This is a genomic window from Microcoleus vaginatus HSN003 (genome assembly GCF_022701255.1).
Taxonomy (GTDB): Bacteria; Cyanobacteriota; Cyanobacteriia; order Cyanobacteriales; family Microcoleaceae; genus Microcoleus; species Microcoleus vaginatus_B.
This window is the reverse complement of record NZ_CP031705.1, coordinates 6,078,025-6,097,245: the sequence shown is the minus strand read 5'-3', so window position 1 is coordinate 6,097,245 and position 19,221 is coordinate 6,078,025. Positions and strand designations below refer to the sequence as shown.

Genomic DNA, 19,221 nt, shown 5'->3' with positions numbered 1-19,221 from the left:
GCGAGCTGTAGAGCAATTTTTTGTTAGTCGAGGCGCAAATTCTCGGGTTATGCTGGAAGAACAACCATCTAGAGAACAGCTACTTTTAGAGATAGAAAGATTGCGCCAGCAAGTGGAAGACTTGAAGGAGGAAAAAGCGGATCTGGAAATCTTGCTGGAAACTACTGCTCAACATTCCGATACGGTTGAAACTGAGTTGCGATCTCGCGCATTCGAGGCGGTGCGGGAAGGCGAAATCAAGCTGGCTCAATTTCTCGAAGCGATTCCCATAGGTGTGCTGGTGCTAGATTTTCAAGGCAAGCCTTATTACGTAAATCACGCCGGAGAGCAGTTACTCGGTCAAGGAGTTTTGCCCTTAAATTCAGTTGAGGAATTGTCAGAAAGTTATCAAATTTATATTGCGGGAACTGAGACTATTTACCCTTTCGAGAATTTGCCGATCGTCCGAGCTTTGAGGGGCGAAAATGCCACGGCTGAGGATCTAGAAATTCATCAACCCCACAAGAAAATTCCCCTTGAGATTTGGGGAACGCCAATTTTTGACGAGAGTGGCAGAATTGCTTTTGCGATCGCAGTTTTTCAAGATGTCACGGAACGCAAAGAAGCGGAAGCCGATCGCCATTTATTTATTAAGAAACTATTTGACCTTAATCAAAATTTAGAAAAATCCCTGGATGCCGAATCAGAGTTGACTGATGCCTACGGTAGATTTGTGCCTCACCAATTTCTAAATTTGTTGGGATATGAAAGTATTATAGATGTCCATTTAGGCGACCAAGTGCAGCAGGATATGTCGGTACTATTTTCGGATATTCGCGATTTCACGACGCTTTCCGAAACTATGACTCCCCAACAAAATTTTAAATTTATCAATGCTTATCTTTCGCGGATGGAGCCTGCCATTACTCGCAATAACGGGTTTATTGACAAATACATCGGCGATGCAATTATGGCTTTGTTTAGTGACTTTGCAGATGATGCAGTGAAAGCGGGTATTGCAATGCTAAATATCCTGAACCATTATAACGAATACCGTCAACGTGTCGGCTACATCCCGATTCAAATTGGCATTGGCATCAATTCGGGTTCTTTGATGCTGGGGACAGTCGGGGGTAAAAGCCGAATGGACAGCACGGTGATTAGCGATGCTGTTAATTTAGCATCTCGCATTGAAGGATTGACCAAAGATTACGGCGTACCTCTGTTAATTTCTCAGCAGACTTTGGATCGGTTGCGAAACCCGAACGATTATGCTATTAGAATTGTGGATAAAGTACAGGTAAAAGGAAAATCTCAATATGTCGTAGTATATGAGGTATTTGATGCAGATTCGCCGGAAATTTTGTCGGCAAAGCTAGCAAATTTGTCTGTATATAATGAAGCTATGTTACTGTGCGATCGCAAGGACTTCCGAGAAGCAGGAAAATTATTTGAAGAGTGTTTGCGAACAAATCCTAGCGATCAGGTAGCTCGCATTTACTTGAAACGCTGTCGGGATTGGCGATCGCTCCTCAAAGGAATTTAAAGCAACTTCGTCTATTTTAGATTTAAGATTGACTTCATATCGCAATCCTCCCATCATTGGTGAATTTCTTACTTTCTTAGAGCCGGTTCGGGGAGGGTTGGGGTGGGGTAAAAAATTTACCACTCCTGTAAGGATTGCTATATATCTTGAGAGAGATGACTGGCCTCTGGAATCTGTCAAAGGTGTAAAATATAAATAGCTTTATGCCTGTTACTTCAGAGGCTTCTCAAAATAGAACGGCTTAGGGCTCAAAAACCAGCGATCGGTAATTTGGTGCGAGAACGGCGGTCAGCGCTGAACCTGTCTCAGAAAAATTTGGCGGATGAATTAGAGATGACCTTTCCCACGATTAATCGTTGGAAAAATGGACACTCTACGCCTTCTGGCTTGGAACTCACGCAAATTTACATCTTGCGGGATGAGTAAGGCGCAGCGAGCAAGATATTTTTCGGATAAGGAGTACAAAGGGTGAGTTTTGAGGGAATCAACAGTATTTTAAGAGTTAGACTACTTCCCTATGCTGTGGCCACCCTCTCCGTGGCACTGGCACTGGGGCTAACGCGATTGCTTTTACCGTGGCTTTACCCAACCACGACGCCCCTGTTTTTCATCGCGGTGATGGTGAGTTCCTGGTATGGCAGTTTTGGGGCTGGGTTGCTGGCAACAATTTTATCCACGGTGGCAATCAACTATTTTTTTATTGACCCGTTCTATTCCTTACAGATCGCTAATGTAGAGACAATTCTTCGGATCGGTATGTTTTCGATCGCCGCAGGATTGAGCGCTTCACTCAATCGATCGTGGCGCACTGCTAGAAAAAACGCAAAAGCAGCCTTGCAAACTTTACAGGAAGCAAGGTTCCTAGAACAAAAAGCCCAGGTTCGGGGCCAAGTAGCACAAACTGCGGCGACTGTGGCAAAAGAACAGCTAGAAGCGGTACTTTCTAGCATCAACGATGGCTTTTACATCCTCGATCGCGATTGGCGCTACACCTATGCCAACGATCGCTACTGTGAAATGGTTGGAATGTCGCGGTCAGCGATTCTAGGTCAGAACGTTTGGGAGCTATTTCCCGCTGCCGTTGACACCGATGCTTACGTGCAATTTCATCGGGCAATGCGCGAACAAACGTCGCTCCAGTTTGATTATCTGTACTCACCTTGGAAGGCTTGGCATGACCATCGCATTTACCCTTCCCCCAGTGGACTGACCGTTTTGCTTGCTGACATTACCGATCGCAAACAGGCAGAACTCATCCTAATCGAGCAGAAACGACTGCTGGAGTCGATCGCATTCGGACAGCCACTCGACGACTGTCTGGCCGCCGTGTGTGACTCAGTATCCAGGCTGAATCCGGATACCCGCGCGGCCTTCCGGCTAGCGGATGCTCAGCGGCTGACGTTTAACAGATCCATTACTCCAGACTTTCCAGCGTCTTTTGGTGAAGGACTCCAAGATGCTCCGATTAACGATTTGTGCATTGGAACCTGTGGCGAAGCAGTGTATAGCGGTCAGCCCGTGACCTGCGCCGACATTGCCAACGACGATCGCGGGTCGCAAGCATGGCGAAATTTATGCGTGGCTCATGGCATTCTAGCCTGTCATTCTCAGCCCGTACTCAGACAGGACAATCTAGCTATGGGGTCGCTGATGCTTTGCTTTAGCGAGGCGCGGAGGCCGACGGATTGGGAATATAAACTCGCCGAGTTCGGCACCCAAGTTGCCAGCATCGCCTTCGAGCGCGATCGATCGTTCCAGGCGTTGCGTGAGAGCGAAGAACAACTCCGATTGGCTTCCGAAGGCGGCAATTTGGGTTTGTGGTATTGGGATATAGAAACAGACACGCTGAGTTTTACGGATAGAGCCAAAACGATGTTTGGTTTATCCGTGGATAAGGCAATGTCGGTGCAGGTGTTTTTAGAAGCCGTGCATCACGACGATCGCCCATTCGTTCACACCGTCCTCAGTGAGCTAAAAGCGAATCAAGCGCATACTGACATAGAATATCGGACGCTGTGGGCAGATGGCACCGTTCGTTGGATTTTGGCAAAGGGCGATTGCGCCTACAACGCTGAGGGCATCATTATTTCGACGCGGGGCGTATTGATCGATATCAGCGATCGCAAACAAGCCGAAGAAGCGTTGCGTCAAAGCGAAGAGCAGAGTCGCAACATTCTTGAGAGCATTGATGATGGATTCTTCTCCCTTGATGAGAATTGGCGTTTCACTTACATGAATCGGTCAGCGGAAATTCTGCTAGACCGCACTCCGAGCGATGTGATTGGGAAGAATTTCTGGGAAGAATTCCCCGGACTTGATGGCAGCGAATTTGAGCGGGTTTATCGGCGCGTAGCAAAGGAGCGCGTGGCTTTGTCAGTCACGGCGTTTTATCCCGACCACGATCGGTGGTATGACGTTCGCACCTACCCTGCCGCGAACGGGATTACCATTTATTTCCGAAATGTTACCGATCGAAAAGTTGCTGAGGAGGTATTGCAACAACGAGAAGCAGAACTTCGTTTAGTTACCAATGCCGTGCCTGCCTTGATCTCCTTTGTAGACTCAGACCAACGCTACCGCTTCCACAATCGAGCATATGAAGAATGGTTTGGAGCTCCGGCAAAAGAAATCTACGGCAAGCACCTCCGAGAGGTTTTAGGCGAAACGGCGTATGAAGCAATTCGTCCTTATGTTGAGCAAGTCTTGGCAGGAGAGGAAGTGACCTTTGAAAGCCAAATTCCCTACAAAGATGGTGTAACCCGTTATATCAATGCAACCTATGTTCCCCGCTTCAATAGCCAAGGAAAAGTTGAAGGGTTTGTAACACTGGTCAACGATATCACCGATCGCAAACAAGCCGAAGCCACACTACGGGAGAGTGAGGCACGGTTCCGGCTGATGGCAGATGCCGCCCCTGTGCTGATTTGGATGGCTGGCACCGATAAACTCTGTTATTACTTCAACCTCCCGTGGCTAAACTTTACGGGACGGACGATCGAACAAGAAAGCGACAATGGTTGGGCACAAGGAGTCCACCCCGACGACCTCGATCGATGTTTAGGCACCTATGTGACTGCCTTTGATGCCCGTCAACCGTTCAAGATGGAATATCGTTTGAAACGCTTTGATGGCATATACCGTTGGGTGATGGATGAAGCTGTTCCTCGCTACGGATTGGAAGGTCAGTTCTTGGGCTACATCGGCTCCTGTGTTGATATTGAAGACCACAAACAAGCTGAGGAAGCCCTGCGCCAGAGTGAATCCCGCCTCCGTCTGATCTTTGAAAGCGCCAAAGATTATGCGATCTTCACCCTCGACCTTAACGGGGCGATCGCTAGTTGGAACTCAGGGGCAGAACGCCTGTTGGGCTATACCGAGACAGAAGCAATCGGTTGCCTGAGTCGCATGATGTTCACACCCGAAGATAACGAACAAGGACAAGCCGAGTACGAAAGGCAAACGGCTCTAACGCAAGGACGAGCTAAAAACGAACGCTGGCACGTCCGCAAAGATGGGAATCGCTTTTGGGCAAGTGGATTGATGATGCCCCTGCTTAATGATGCGGATTGTCCGCAGGGATTTGTCAAAATCATACAGGACAAGACCGCACAACGGCAAGCAAGTGAGCGACTGCAATTGCTCTATGAAACTACCCGCGATCTGTTGAAGACAGAACAGCCTTTGGCTTTGATGGACACGCTATTCCGCAAACTTTCAGTGCAACTCGATCTGCATTGTTACTACAACTTCATGGTGGAAGAAAAAGACAACCACCCGATGCTGCATTTGAGACACTACCATGGCATCTCAGAAGAAAGGGCGCAGGCGATCGCCTGGATCGAATTAGGGGAATATCTCTGTGGAGTGGTTGCCCAAACGCAGCAGCAACTTGTCTTGAATCAAGCCCAACTTTCCACTAATCCGAATGCTAAAGCCGTCTGTGAAATGGGCATCACGGCTTACGCGGGTCAACCGTTAGTCTCTCAAGGACGGTTATTAGGAACGCTCTCATTTGCCAGTCTGACTCGGACGCACTTCACGCCTGCAGAAATCGAGCTGCTGGGATCTACCTGTGACCAGATCGCGATCGCTCTGGAACGGGCAAGCCTGAACGATTCACTCCAGCAGCAAGCGGAACAGCTAATACAGGCAAATCGCATCAAGGATGAGTTTTTAGCGGTACTATCCCATGAATTGCGATCGCCCCTCAATCCCATCCTGGGCTGGTCAAAGCTGCTGCAAACGGGCAAGCTGGATGCGGCAAAAACTGCACAGGCGTTAGCGACGATCGAACGCAACGCCAAGCTGCAAAGTGAACTGATTGAAGATTTGCTCGATGTCTCGAAAATTCTTCAAGGCAAGCTCAGTCTTAATATTCGTCCAGTCGATTTAGCTTTAACAGTGGAATCGGCGATCGAAACAGTCAATTTGGCTGCTGTTGCCAAATCCATTGATATTCGGACTGCGTTAGATCCTCAGATTGGACAAATTTTGGGGGATTCGGGCCGTTTGCAGCAAATTGTTTGGAATCTTGTTTCTAATGCGGTCAAATTCACCTCAGCCGGGGGGCGCGTTGAGGTGAATTTGACTCGTGTTGGTAATCAGGCTCAAATTACGGTGGCTGATACAGGGATTGGCATCGCACGGGAGTTTTTACCCTACGTGTTTGACTACTTCCGGCAAAAAGATGGCGCCACAACCCGCAATTTTGGTGGCTTGGGATTGGGGCTGGCGATCGTGCGCCATCTAGTGGAACTCCACGGCGGCACAGTTGGGGCAGATAGCCCCGGTGAAGGGCTAGGGGCAACCTTTACTGTAAGACTGCCCCTATCCGGGAAGGTAAAGGGACAAGAAAAGTCTCTTGCAGGACTTTCCGAACGATCGACTGCGGATGAACCGTTATCGGGGATGCGGATACTGGTTGTAGATGATGAGCCGGATATGCGAGAGTTGATTTCCTTTTTGCTAGAAGATGCAGGTGCAGAGGTAGTGACTGTTGCGGTCCCTCAAGAAGCCCTCACAGCGCTGACTAATTTCCAGCCAGATCTCCTGTTGAGCGACATTGGAATGCCGGGAATGGATGGCTATATGCTTTTGCGGCAAGTGCGAGCCCTGCCACCAGAACGGGGGGGGCTGATTCCGGCGATCGCCCTGACTGCCTATGCGGGGGAGTTTAATCAAAAGCAAGCTTTGCAAGCTGGATTTCAACGACATCTGGCAAAGCCGATCGAACCGGATCAATTAATTAAGACGATCGCGGCACTTCTTAGCAAGCAAGAACAGTCATCGCCCAGCAAGCTCTAAGAATTGATGCGATCGAGTTCAAGGCGATCGAACATCCTCAAGCTTTCAAGTTGCTCTAGTGAGGCAAGGATATTTGTATTACAGGAGAATCTACCAATAAATCCGGTTTCTAGTCTAACAGTGCGTAAGTCCTGATAATATAATCAGTAAATTGGAGTGTCAAAAAAAGACGATGAGAATCAACAAGCAGCAGCATAAAATATTTATAAAACCTTCAGTGATTAAAGCTATAGCTCTGTTCTGTCTGTGCTGCTTGTTAACTGCAAGTTGTGGCCAAGGAACACGTCGATCGGTCACTGCGACCGGCGAAAATGCTAATAACCGCGTTACTATTGGCACAACCTTGAAATTGCGGACGATCGATCCTGCGGACGCTTACGAAATTATATCAGGGCAATTGCTGCAAAATTTGGGCGACACTCTCTATAGTTACAAGTCGGGAACTACTGAATTAGTCCCCCATTTAGCTACAGCAATGCCTAAAGTTAGCCAAGATGGATTGACATATACAATCCCCTTGCGTCAAGGCGTTATTTTTCACGACGACACCCCGTTTAATGCCGCAGCAATGGAGTTTTCCTTGCAGCGGTTTATCAAAAATGGCGGTCGTCCGGCTTTTTTGTTGGGCGATGCCGTAGAATCTGTGAAAGCGACGGGTGAATACGAATTAACTTTTCAACTCAAAAAGCCTTTTGCTGCTTTTCCTTCTCTGCTGACATTTGCTGGTAGTTGTGCAGTTTCTCCAAAAGCCTACGAGATTGGGGAGGGTAAATTTAAACCCGATACGTTTGTGGGAACGGGACGCTACAAGTTGGCGAAGTACGGCAGCGATTCTCTCAAGTTTGACGTGTTTGATAAGTATTGGGGCGAAAAACCAGTTAATCAAGGAATTGACCTTTTGCTGCTTTCTAGTTCCTCAAATTTGTTCAATAGTTTTCGGACTGGTGCAGTTGATGTGGCTTATTTGTCTCTGGATGCAGACCAAGTTCAAAGCTTGGGCGAGGGAGCAAAACAAGGGAAATGGCAGGAAATCGCGGGGGAAAGCAGTACGGTTAGTTACATGACGCTGAATACCAAGTCTAAACCGCTGGATAAGTTAGAAGTGAGACAGGCGATCGCTGCTGCGATAGATCGCCCCCTGATTAATGAGCGGGTACTGCGGGGACAAGCACAACCGCTTTACAGTCTGATTCCCACAACCTTCGACGTTCAAAAACCGGTTTTTAAAGAACTGTACGGCGATGCCAACAGTGCAAAGGCTAAGGAACTTTTGACGAAAGCGGGATACTCAGCCACAAATCCTTTTGTTCTGCAACTTTGGTATCCTTCAGCTTCCACAAAACGAGCTTTAGTGGCGAGTACGATCGAGGCGCAAGCTAAACTCAAAATGGACGGGATAATGCAGGTAGAAATTAACAGCGTTGAATCTCCGACTTTGTTTCAAAACATAGAGAAAGGTATTTATCCTGCGGTTTTAGTGGATTGGTACGCGGACTTTTTCGATGCCGACAATTACATTCAGCCGTTTTTGGATTGTGCCACGGGTTCTGCCGCTGCGGGCTGTGAAAAGGGTGCTAGTCAAGGTCAGGGTTCGTTTTATTATAGCGATCGGGTAAATCAACTGATCGACAAGGAGCGCAAAGAAACAAACCCTCAAACCCGCAAAGCCCTATTTGGCGAAATTCAAGACATACTGGCTCAAGATGTACCTTTCATCCCTCTTTGGCAGGATAAGGACTATACTTTTGCTCAGAACAGCATCACCGGCGTCCGTCTCGAACCGACGCAATCTTTTCCTTTTTGGTTCCTGAAAAAGCAATAATTCTTTACAAGAATTTCCAGGAGTTGAAACGTCAATAATTATTGCATATTTTGTACACAATAGGGTGATGATTGTCACAGTTTATCAAAGAGACTGATCACCCTAACCTATTTAATAATGTGGGATATTATTAAAACAGAGATATTGCTGAGGCTGGGTATATGAAACTTGGGATTTTAACAACAGGGCTGCTAATTGCGATGGGTTTTGCCTCTGGAGTAAAGGCAGAAAACGTATCCCACGTCAAGCAATTATTAGAAACTAAAAAATGTAGCCAATGTGACTTGACAGGAGCGCAGCTTGCTGGTATGAATCTGAGCGGTGCAGATTTGAGCGGTGCGAATCTCAGAGGTGCAAATTTGAACGGTGCAAATTTGGACGAAGCCAAACTGAACGAAGCAAATCTGAAACAAGCTAAATTGCAAGGTGCGAGTTTAATTGGGGCTAAAATGCACGGCGCCAATTTGGAGGGTGCTGATTTGAGCCGCGCTAATCTGAGTTTGGCGGGTTTAGTGATTGCCAGTTTGAAAAATACCAACCTCACCAGCGCTAATTTAATCGGTGCAAATTTAGAAAGTGCCAATTTGGTGGGTGCGAACCTGAAAAATGCTCGCCAGTCTGTAGCGAATTTAGCTAATGTCAGCCTCAGAGGCGGCAGTTTGGCGGGAATAGACGTACAGGGAGTCAACTTGCGGGATGCAAATTTGACCAATGCAAATTTGAACGGTGCAAATTTGAACGGTTCGGACTTGACAGGTGCTAATTTAAAGAATGCCAATATGGCAAATGTAGATTTGAAAAACGCTTCTTTGCCGTAGGACGATCGCCAATTGCTATATCAAATTCTGGTGCTTAACAAACTTAATATAACAAGGTAGGGGCAATTCTGAAATTGCCCCTACACTTTTAATTGTAGGATTTATCTTGTTTCCGGTCGCTGCTTTCGGTCAATCGATTTTAGATTTTAGATTAATGAATTGAAGCATTGACCCCACGGATAAATTCGGGGGGCAAGTTTCATCGGATACAGGTTTTTTATTTCTCCGTCCTGAGTCTGCGAAGGAATGAATCCGGGGGCTTGTATCCTGGAGGCTTTGGGTCATGGTTCGGTGTGCAAAACTTTTCCCTGGCCTTTGGGATGGCTTCATATTTTGATCTAGGCTCAATCTTCCTCGTGAGAATCTTGGGCGAAGCGGATAATGTCATCATCGCCAAGGTATTCACCATTTTGGATTTCAATCATCACCAGGGGAATAACGCCTGGATTTTCTACGCGGTGAGCAGTATTCATGGGAACGTAGGTTGACTGTTTCTGCATGAGAATCGTCTCTTTGTCGTCGCAGATAACTTTAGCGGTACCGGAGACGACAACCCAGTGCTCGCTGCGGTGATAGTGCATTTGGGTGCTGATGTGATGCCCCGGCTTGACTTCAATGCGATTGATCTTATAACGATCGCCCGCGTCTATGACTGTCACTTGACCCCAGTAACGGGTTTGTGTGCGATCGTCAATTTTTTCGCTTGTGTCCACTGTTTCCACCATCCTGTTTATCTCACCAACGGTGTCCGTAAAAATATCTGTAGTTGAAAGTATAGCAAGGATGGGGTAAGTACGTAAGTGCGATCGATTTAAAGATTACTGAATTATTCGCCATTCGCGAGCATCAACAAATTGCGACCAATGCCCCACATTCGTTGTAGCAATTATTACCTCATGCCCTTCATTTGCGACCAAAATGGGCTGAGCTGCCAAAATCACATCTGCATCAAGTGCCTTGGGGTCAGCAGTTGGTCTTCCTCTCCGTCGTGCTTGCGCCCACAACTGTGCCACCAGTAGCATTGTTTCTGTGGAAAATAGGAAGGTACCTAATCCCTATTTTGAGTTGGTCAAGCCGTGAGATACCAGCCATTTAGTCCGCACGAATTAACTCGCGACGCACCTCATAATCAGCGCTTTTAGGTAACACGGCTTCCTAGCTTCTGTCTAGCAAAAAGTCAAACCCAAAATGATCTCAAGTAAATTCTGCCTGTATTCTTTGGGGATTTTCTCAATTTCCAGAACTAGCCAAGGCATACAACTTTCTGAGGGTAAAACAGAATTAGCTTGACAAGATTCGCTTTCTTTACCCTGTTAGGAGGTAGCTGGGGATGCTTGGGGAGATGAAGCAAATCTAGCTTGCGGGAGTTCGGTTTCTTTTATTTGGTCTGTCAGAATTATCTGCCTTTTATTCATTTATATTTTAGTCGATCGCGACTTACGCACGTGGAGGTCAGAAACCCGGTTTCTTTGTATCCAGGACTGCATTAACAAGGTGCATTCGATGGCAAAACCTCAATAATCACCCCAAAACGAAAGTCGAATGCCCCCTACAACTTTACCTCCGCCCTTCTGCTACAATGACAAGGGAAACTAACAGAACCCGCGAGGGCGACATCAAGCAGACGAAGCATCTAGCACTGGTGCAGCAGCAAAGCGCGGAAAATCACGACGGCGAAATAAAAATATGTTTTTTGACAATTGGTATGAATTGATTAAGATTTTAAGCGGCGGCGTTTGCGCTTACGTCGTACTGATTTTTTTGCTGCTCGTCTCTGGCAAGCGAACTCTGTCGAAGTGGAATGCCTTCGATTTCATCGTTACCATCGCGCTCGGTTCGACGCTGGCGACTGTCATCATGTCAAAAGACGTTTCGCTCGTCGAGGGCATTTTCGGACTAGGCTTACTCATCGGGCTGCAATTCATCGTCACGTGGCTTGCCGTGCGGGTAAAGTGGGTTAAAAATCTCATCAAAGCCGAACCTACTATGCTGCTGAGCCAAGGTCAATTTCTGCCTGTGGCGATGCGGCAGCAGCGCGTGAGTGAATCAGAAATTCGGGCGGCGATTAGGGGGACGGGCAGCGCGTCGATCGAAGAAATCGAAGCAGTCGTGCTAGAAACCGACGGCAGCATGAGCGTTGTCAAAAAATCTGCGGACAATTCGCGATCGGCTCTCAAAGATGTAGCTTAGTCGATCTGTAAATTCAATGGATGCTCGAATTATTGGTGAGCTTGCCCTTGACAGTTAAAGATAGTATTTACAGGAATTACGATCGATGGACGGACTCTGATCTTACTAATTTTATAAACAAAAGGCTTATAAAAAAAAGGCGGGCTATTGCCCGCCTTTTTTTTACTTGCTCAACACACCATCTGGAATTCCCAAAATATCCTCAATTCGAGGCATATCTTCCAAAGCAATCACTCGCCCTTCATCCTCAAAGCCAGCAATTTGATCGAAATTCAAATACCGATACAAATCGCCAGCGAAAGGATCGATTCTTTTCGACACAATGTCATTGTATTCTTGGACTGTAGGAATGCGACCTAACAGCGAACAAACAGCAGCTAATTCGGCAGAACCGAGATAAACTTGTGCATCTTTGCCCATGCGGTTGTTAAAGTTGCGAGTAGAAGTTGAAAATACCGTTGTCGCATCTTTAACCCGCGCTTGATTTCCCATACAAAGACTGCAACCGGGCATTTCTGTACGCGCTCCCGCAGCTCCAAAAATGCTATAATAACCTTCTTCTTTGAGTTGCTGTTCGTCCATGCGAGTTGGCGGACAAATCCACAGGCGAGTTTTCACTTCTCCTGCACCTTCCAACACCTTTGCAGTGGCGCGGTAGTGACCAATATTTGTCATGCAAGAACCGACAAATACTTCGTCAACCCGATCGCCCGCAACCTCACTCAACAACTTAACATTATCCGGGTCATTAGGAGCAGCCACAATTGGCTCTTTAATGTCGTTCAGATCGATTTCGATGATTTCGACATATTCCGCATCAGCATCAGCCTCCAGCAGTACCGGATTTGCCAGCCATTCCTCCATCTTAGCCACCCGGCGCATCATCGTCCGCGCATCTTGATAGCCCCGCGCTACCATGTTTTTCAGCAGCGCGACATTGGAACTAATGTACTCGGAAACAGTCTCCACACTCAATTTAATCGTGCATCCGGCGCAAGAACGCTCGGCCGTCGCATCTGTCAATTCAAAAGCCTGCTCGACCTTCAAATCGGGCAAACCTTCAATCTCCATAATCCGCCCAGAAAAGACGTTCTTCTTGTTCTGTTTCGAGACTGTAAGCAAACCTTTTTGAATTGCCACATAGGGAATTGCATTCACAACATCCCGCAGCGTTACTCCCGGCTGCAATTCACCTTTAAACCGCACTAATACCGATTCCGGCATATCCAAAGGCATGACGCCCAAGGCCGCAGCAAATGCCACCAATCCCGAACCCGCAGGAAAGGAAATTCCCAAAGGAAAACGAGTGTGAGAATCGCCGCCAGTTCCCACTGTATCTGGCAATAACATTCGGTTCAGCCAAGAGTGAATAATGCCGTCTCCGGGCCGCAAAGCTATGCCGGCGCGCTCTGCCATGAAATCGGGCAATTCATGGTGAGTTTTGACATCAACTGGCTTCGGATAAGCGGCGGTATGGCAGAAACTTTGAATTACCAAATCCGCGCTAAATCCCAAACAAGCAAGTTCTTTCAATTCGTCCCGAGTCATCGGCCCGGTGGTATCTTGCGAGCCGACTGTTGTCATTACTGGTTCGCAAGATGTACCGGGACGAACCCCGGACAAACCGCAAGCTTTGCCTACCATTTTCTGTGCTAAAGTGAAGCCTTTGCCCGTATCTACTGGGATTGTAGGGCGGGTAAAAATAGTGCTGGGTTCTAGTCCTAAAGCTACGCGGGTTTTGTCGGTTAAAGTGCGTCCAATTAAGAGCGGAATTCGGCCACCGGCGCGAACTTCGTCTAGAATTGTGTCGGGTTTGAGGGTAAAGGTGGAGATGATTTCTCCGGCTTCGTTGGTGATTTCGCCTTTGTAGGGATGGATGGTAATTACCATTCCTGTTTCCATTTTGGAGACATCACATTCGATCGGCAAAGCGCCGGAATCTTCAGCGGTATTGAAGAAAATCGGGGCGATCGCACTTCCTAAAATATAACCGCCACTGCGCTTGTTTGGCACAAACGGAATATCATTGCCAATGTGCCACAGCACCGAATTAATCGCCGATTTCCGCGACGAACCGGTACCGACAACATCACCAACATAGGCTACGGGATGGCCTTTTTGCTTCAATTGTGCAATGGTTTGCAAAGCCCCAGGCATCTTACTTTCCAGCATCGCCAAAGCGTGCAGGGGAATGTCCGGCCGCGTGGTAGCATGAGGTGCTGGCGACAAGTCGTCAGTATTCGTTTCTCCAGGAACTTTGAACACTGTAACGGTAATCGCTTCTGGCAACACAGGACGACCCGTAAACCACTCGGCATCCGCCCAAGAATCGACTACTTGTTTGGCGTAGGGATTGGTATCAGACAAAGCTATAACGTCGTGGAAAGCGTCGAATACTAACAACGTTTTGCTCAGTGCCCGGGCGGCGGTGGCGGGAATGGCGATTTCGGCAGTAGGATTGAGCAAATCGATTAAAGATTGGACGTTGTAACCGCCCATCATTGTCCCCAGCAGGTAAACTGCCCATTTGGGAGCAATTAGGGGGCTGTGGATTTCGCCTTTAGCAATGCCAGTTAAAAAACCAGCTTTGACGTAGGCGGCGCTGTCTACTCCGGGCGGGACGCGATCGCGCAATAATTCTATTAAGGTTTCTTCTTCTCCAGTCGGCGGATTTTTCAGCAGTTCACACAGTTCCGACGTTTGCTGGGCGTTTAGCGGCAGCGGTGGAATTCCCAAAGCGGCCCGTTCAGCAGCGGTACGGCGGTAAGATTCAAGCATTTCTCCTCTCTCCTCGGATAGTATTCGGTGGTTGGCCAGCAGGTGACTTTACTTTTTAGATTAGGAGCTTCCGCTGCATATTGGGTAAAGTACCTCGCTCTTATAAAAACTTAACGCAACTTTAAAAACAGTAAGTTGTCATACCAAAGGCAGATGTGATCTCGACTCGGAGTGCTCCCTCTCCAACTCCAGTCGAGTAGTGTAGAGGCCGTCAGTTGCATTGTTGTGGTTAAGATTAATGTGTTGTGGGCTACTGTCGATCGTCCTCTGCATCCATCCCTGACAACTAAAGCTAGGGAAGCATTTGTCAATGAGCAATTGTGCTCAGAATTTACTCGGATTGTGGGTACAAAACTCAGATTGGCGCGATCGAGGAATCATGCCGAGCAGCATATTTATGGCCACCCACTGCCAAATCGCGAATTTTCTACTCCTAGAAAAGCAGTTTTTTTGAGTAATCTTACTGATTGACAAATGAAATTAAGTCTTCAGTTGTTACCAATGCTCTGCATCTGAAATCGTCATTTACCACAAGTTTAAAAAAGTTGTCCTGCTAATGGATCGATTAAAAAATGGAAAGTTTTATCCCTGAAAACTCTCAAGAGTGTCACGGCTGGGTCTCCCAGCCAGACTTGTACAAAGAGCCGCAAGGAACCAAAGAATTACTGCTGACGATCGCCAACTCGATGCCGATGCCCTTGATCGTCAGCAGTCTGGCGGACGGCACAATTCTTTATAGCAACGATTTATGCCGTCAGGCCTTCGGGTTCACAGCATTCAAGTCGATCGAGCGCCAAAAAGCCGAAATGCTCTACCACAACCCCGCAGACCGCCAGGAACTGCTGGTGCAGCTCGCCCGCAACGGACACCTCCGCGAGACAGAAGTCCGCCTCAAAAAAGTGGATGGCACGCTGTTTTGGGCAAGTGTATCGATGGGGTATTTGACATTGCTGTCAGGAAAAGCTGTTCTGTCGGTGTTCAGCGACATTACCGGTCGGAAACGAGCGGCCGCGAAGGAGCAGGAATTGCTCACGTCAATCCACTCGCGGGCCCGCCAGCAAGCGGCCGTCGCTTACTTGGGGCAGCAGGCCCTGGCCGAAACAGATTTGTCTGCACTGATGGACAAAGCTGCGGTTTTAATTGCTCAAACCCTGGACGTTGATTATTGCCAGTTGTTAGAACTGTTGCCCTCGGGTCATGCTTTTCTGCTGCGAGCGGGGGTTGGCTGGCAGCCGGGGCTCGTCGGCAGCGCTACTGTGGCCGCTTCTGCCCGATCGCAAGCCGGTTACACATTGCTAGTGGGTGAACCGACAATCGTCGAAGATTTGCGGGTGGAAACGCGCTTTAGCGAGTTGCCGCTGCTGCACAACCACCGGGCTGTCAGCGGCGTCACTGTGATCATTCCCGGCAATCGAGGACTGGGGAGCAACTGGGGACAAGCAGAACCAACGAACAGTTCCTCCTCGCAGGCCTGGGGCATTTTGGGGGTTCATACCAGCCAAAGGCGGGTTTTCAGTCAAGATGACGTTTATTTTGTAGAAGCGATCGCCAACTTGTTAGCTGCGGCGATCGAGCGCATTCTATCGCAAGAGCGCTTACAAATGATGGAACGGGCGATCGAAAGTTGCAGCAACGGCATTGCCATCACCGACGCGACAGTTGCAGATAATCCGATTATTTATGTCAATCCCAGTTTTGAGCGGATCACCGGTTATCGCAGAGACGAGTTAATGGGGAAAAATTGCCGATTTTTGCAGGGGACAGACACTCACACTCCCGCTGCCAAACAATTGCGAGTTGCGATTGAAGAAGGCAGAGAATCTCAAGTTATATTACGCAACTTTCGGAAAGACGGCACGCCTTTTTGGCACGAACTGTCGATCGCTCCAGTGTACAACTCGCGGCGACACTTAACCCACTTTATTGGAGTACAAACAGACATTACGGATCGCCAGCGCTCGGAAGAAGAATTATTTTTAAATTCTCAAGCTTTAGCAGCTTTTAGCGCTAATCTCAAACACTTGCACCGGATTACAACTTATCATTATCAAAACTTTGAAGAACTGGTTGAGGATTATCTAACAGCAGGCTGTTTGATGTTTGGACTTTCTATGGGGATCATGGCTGAAGTTAACAGGGAGACTTTTATTGTCCGAGCAGCGAAAACAGATTTAGAATACTTACTGCGAGGCTGTGAATTGAACCTCAGCGATACTTACTGCGCTGCCGTCATTCAACTTAACAAAACAGTTGCGTATTCTCATATAGGAGCAGATCCTGAGATGCGCGAACATCCAGCTTATCAAAAATGCCCCTCGGAATCTTACATTGGAACGCCGATATTTGTTAATAACAAAACTTACGGAACCTTGAGTTTTAGTTCGCGAGAAATAAAGAAAAAGAAATTTCAGTACGAGGAAATAGAAATTATAGAATTGATGGCTCAAAGTATTGGCAAAATTCTGGCGGTTCACCAAATGGAAGTCGAACGCCAGCAGGCTGAAAAAGAGCGCTGCGAGTTGATAGTATCTCTCAAAGAAAGTGAAGAACGCTATCGCCGTTTAGTAGAACTCTCTCCCGAAGCGATCGCAGTTCACAGTCAAGGGAAAATCGCCTACATCAATGCTGCCGGCGCGAAACTCCTCGGTGCGAGCTCTCCCGAAGCGCTCATCGGCTTTCCAGTATTGCATTTCGTCCATCCAAACTATGTGGAAATAGCCACAGAGCGCATTCGGCTAGTCGAGACAGAAAATCAGCCGATCGACCTTGCCGAACAAAAACTGATGCGACTCGACGGACAAATAATAGACGTTGAAATGGCCGGCATCCCCGCTACTTATCAAGGCTCTATGGCTGCCCAGATTATTATCCGAGATGTCACCGAGCGCAAGCGAGTAGAACGGGAACTGCTGCACGGCGCTTTTCACGATGCGCTGACGGGTTTGCCCAACCGCGTTTTGTTCATCGACAGGCTAGGACAAGCCATCCGCCGATCCAATCAGTCCCCCGATTACAAATTTGGTTTACTTTTCCTAGATTTAGACCGCTTCAAAGTAGTTAATGATTCTTTAGGACACGTTTTAGGAGACAAACTGCTAATCGCCCTCGCGGAGCGACTGCAAACCTGTGTCCGGGTTTCTGATACCGTCGCCCGGTTGGGGGGAGACGAATTCACCATCCTGCTAGACCACATTCAGAGCCTCAGCGACGCCACCCTCGCAGCTAAAAAGATACAAAAAGAACTGACGAAGCCGTTTCATCTTGAAGGGCACGAAGTATTTACCACCGCTAGCATTGGCATTGTTTTCAGTCGAGGCGAAGCCACCGACAGCGGCGACTCGAATCCGTACACTCACCCGGAAGAATTCCTACGCGATGCTGACATCGCTATGTACCGCGCTAAAGCTTTGGGTAAGGCCCGGCACGAAGTGTTTAATTTGGCGATGCACGACCATACTATGTCGCTGTTGCAGTTAGAAACTGACCTGCGGTTGGCTATTTTGGGCAAGGAGGAATTAGGGCAGACAAAAGATCAATGTTCGCACTTTATTTTGCACTACCAACCGATTATTTCGATCGCCAGCGGTGCGATCGAAGGTTTTGAGGCTTTGGTGCGCTGGCACCACCCGCTTCGGGGTCTAGTTCCGCCGTCTACTTTTATCCCTGTAGCTGAAGAAACAGGTTTGATCGTGTCTCTGGGAGCCTGGGTGCTGCGGGAAGCTTGTCAGCAATTGCGTATTTGGCAAGAAATGTTAACCGAGCAACAGGGAAGAAGCCCGATGGAAGTCGAAACAAGACCCTTCGACTCGCTTCGGCTTCACTCTGGGCAAGTCGCTCAGTGTAACTATAAGGAAGAAGGCGCTTCGATTTCGCTCCGGGTAACAACAGGGAAGATGGTAACGGGCAATGTAGGGGATTTAAGTGATGTAACAGATACAGGGAATGAGGAACATGGAACTTTTACTGAGCGTAGCCCCAGTATTGGTCACAGGGAAGAAAGAATCGCTAAAAAATTACCAATTCCCAGTTACCAATTCCCGATTACCGATTTCCACTCCGCTATTACCAATACTTCGGCTACGCTCAGTACGAGTTCCCAATTCCCAATTACCAATACTGCGGCTACATTCAGTACAAGTTCCCAGTTACCACTTCCGAATTTTAAATCACCAATTATTGACCCTTCGCAATTAACAATGAGTGTTAATCTCTCTCCTAAACAGTTAGGTATGCCGAATTTAATCGAGGAAATCGATGACATTTTAGCAGAAACTGGCTGCGATCCAAGCTGTTTAAAGTTGGAGATTACTGAAAGCGCGATTGTGGAAAATGTGAAGAAAGCCAATATTGTGCTAGCCCAATTAAAAAGTAGAAATATTCGATTGTCGATCGACGATTTCGGTACTGGCTATTCGTCTTTGAGTTACTTGCACCGTTTTCCGCTGGATACGCTGAAGATCGATCGATCTTTTGTGAGCCGCTTGGGGGCTGTTGAAAATGGTGACGACGGGGGTCAGCCTTTGCAGATTGTGCGGGCGATCGTAACTTTGGCTCACAATTTGGGATTGAATGCGATCGCCGAAGGTGTAGAGACAGGCGAACAGTTAGCACAGCTTCGAGAACTAGACTGCGAATTAGCTCAGGGATATTGGTTTTCTAAACCTTTGGACAGTTCCGCAGTGACAGAAATGCTGATCAATCTCGGTAATAGAGCAATTATGGACTGAGTGATATCAATTCCGGTTGCACCGGAATTATTGTTGACTGTTGACTGTTGACTGTTA

At 47.8% G+C, this 19,221-nt stretch carries 12 protein-coding genes; 9 read left to right on the top strand and 3 right to left on the bottom strand.

Translation table 11 applies throughout. The features are described from left to right. Positions 1–49 precede the first annotated feature (49 nt). The 5 genes from D0A37_RS26100 to D0A37_RS26085 all read left to right on the top strand — a co-directional run bounded on the left by D0A37_RS26100 (position 50) and on the right by D0A37_RS26085 (position 9,469). Positions 50–1,525: an adenylate/guanylate cyclase domain-containing protein gene (locus D0A37_RS26100; RefSeq protein WP_242718876.1), complete on the top strand. Its 1,476-nt coding sequence runs from the start codon at positions 50–52 to the stop codon at positions 1,523–1,525. A 333-nt stretch (positions 1,526–1,858) separates the two neighbouring features. Continuing rightward, entirely contained in the window at positions 1,859–1,951 is a 93-nt protein-coding gene (locus tag D0A37_RS29605) for a hypothetical protein (RefSeq protein WP_445242451.1), read from the top strand. 42 nt (positions 1,952–1,993) lie between these two features. Further along, a complete protein-coding gene (locus tag D0A37_RS26095) occupies positions 1,994–6,829 on the top strand; it encodes a PAS domain S-box protein (protein WP_242718874.1) in 4,836 nt (1,611 codons plus the stop codon). A gap of 172 nt (positions 6,830–7,001) precedes the next feature. After that, entirely contained in the window at positions 7,002–8,651 is a 1,650-nt protein-coding gene (locus D0A37_RS26090; protein ID WP_242718872.1) for an ABC transporter substrate-binding protein, read from the top strand. 161 nt (positions 8,652–8,812) lie between these two features. After that, on the top strand, positions 8,813–9,469 hold the full coding sequence (locus tag D0A37_RS26085) for a pentapeptide repeat-containing protein (protein WP_242718870.1): 657 nt from the start codon (positions 8,813–8,815) through the stop codon (positions 9,467–9,469). Positions 9,470–9,813: 344 nt separating this feature from the next. Here the strand turns inward: D0A37_RS26085 and D0A37_RS26080 are convergent, their stop codons facing one another. Together D0A37_RS26080 and D0A37_RS26075 are read right to left on the bottom strand one after the other, a co-directional pair. Next, the gene (locus tag D0A37_RS26080) at positions 9,814–10,194 is read right to left on the bottom strand and encodes a cupin domain-containing protein (protein WP_242718868.1); all 381 of its coding nucleotides are present in this window, start codon (positions 10,192–10,194) and stop codon (positions 9,814–9,816) included. Between the two features lie 93 nt (positions 10,195–10,287). Next, the gene (locus tag D0A37_RS26075; RefSeq protein WP_242718866.1) at positions 10,288–10,491 is read right to left on the bottom strand and encodes a hypothetical protein; all 204 of its coding nucleotides are present in this window, start codon (positions 10,489–10,491) and stop codon (positions 10,288–10,290) included. A 557-nt stretch (positions 10,492–11,048) separates the two neighbouring features. Between D0A37_RS26075 and D0A37_RS29225 the strand changes: the two genes are divergently transcribed. Then, on the top strand, positions 11,049–11,183 hold the full coding sequence (locus tag D0A37_RS29225) for a hypothetical protein (RefSeq protein WP_278187117.1): 135 nt from the start codon (positions 11,049–11,051) through the stop codon (positions 11,181–11,183). After that, a complete protein-coding gene (locus tag D0A37_RS26070; RefSeq protein WP_242718864.1) occupies positions 11,156–11,659 on the top strand; it encodes a DUF421 domain-containing protein in 504 nt (167 codons plus the stop codon). The genes D0A37_RS29225 and D0A37_RS26070 overlap by 28 nt, the downstream gene beginning before the upstream one ends. 162 nt (positions 11,660–11,821) lie before the next feature. Here the strand turns inward: D0A37_RS26070 and acnB are convergent, their stop codons facing one another. Continuing rightward, positions 11,822–14,437 carry a bifunctional aconitate hydratase 2/2-methylisocitrate dehydratase gene (gene acnB / locus D0A37_RS26065; protein WP_242718862.1) on the bottom strand — a complete coding sequence of 872 codons (2,616 nt, stop codon included), beginning with the start codon at positions 14,435–14,437 and terminating at the stop codon, positions 11,822–11,824. A gap of 310 nt (positions 14,438–14,747) precedes the next feature. On the opposite strand from acnB, the gene D0A37_RS26060 reads away from it, so the two are divergent. Together D0A37_RS26060 and D0A37_RS26055 are read left to right on the top strand one after the other, a co-directional pair. Next, complete coding sequence (locus D0A37_RS26060; RefSeq protein ID WP_242718860.1) at positions 14,748–14,891, top strand: hypothetical protein; 144 nt, start codon at positions 14,748–14,750, stop codon at positions 14,889–14,891. Between the two features lie 118 nt (positions 14,892–15,009). Then, the gene (locus tag D0A37_RS26055; RefSeq protein WP_242718858.1) at positions 15,010–19,164 is read left to right on the top strand and encodes an EAL domain-containing protein; all 4,155 of its coding nucleotides are present in this window, start codon (positions 15,010–15,012) and stop codon (positions 19,162–19,164) included. The last annotated feature ends 57 nt before the right edge of the window (positions 19,165–19,221 follow it).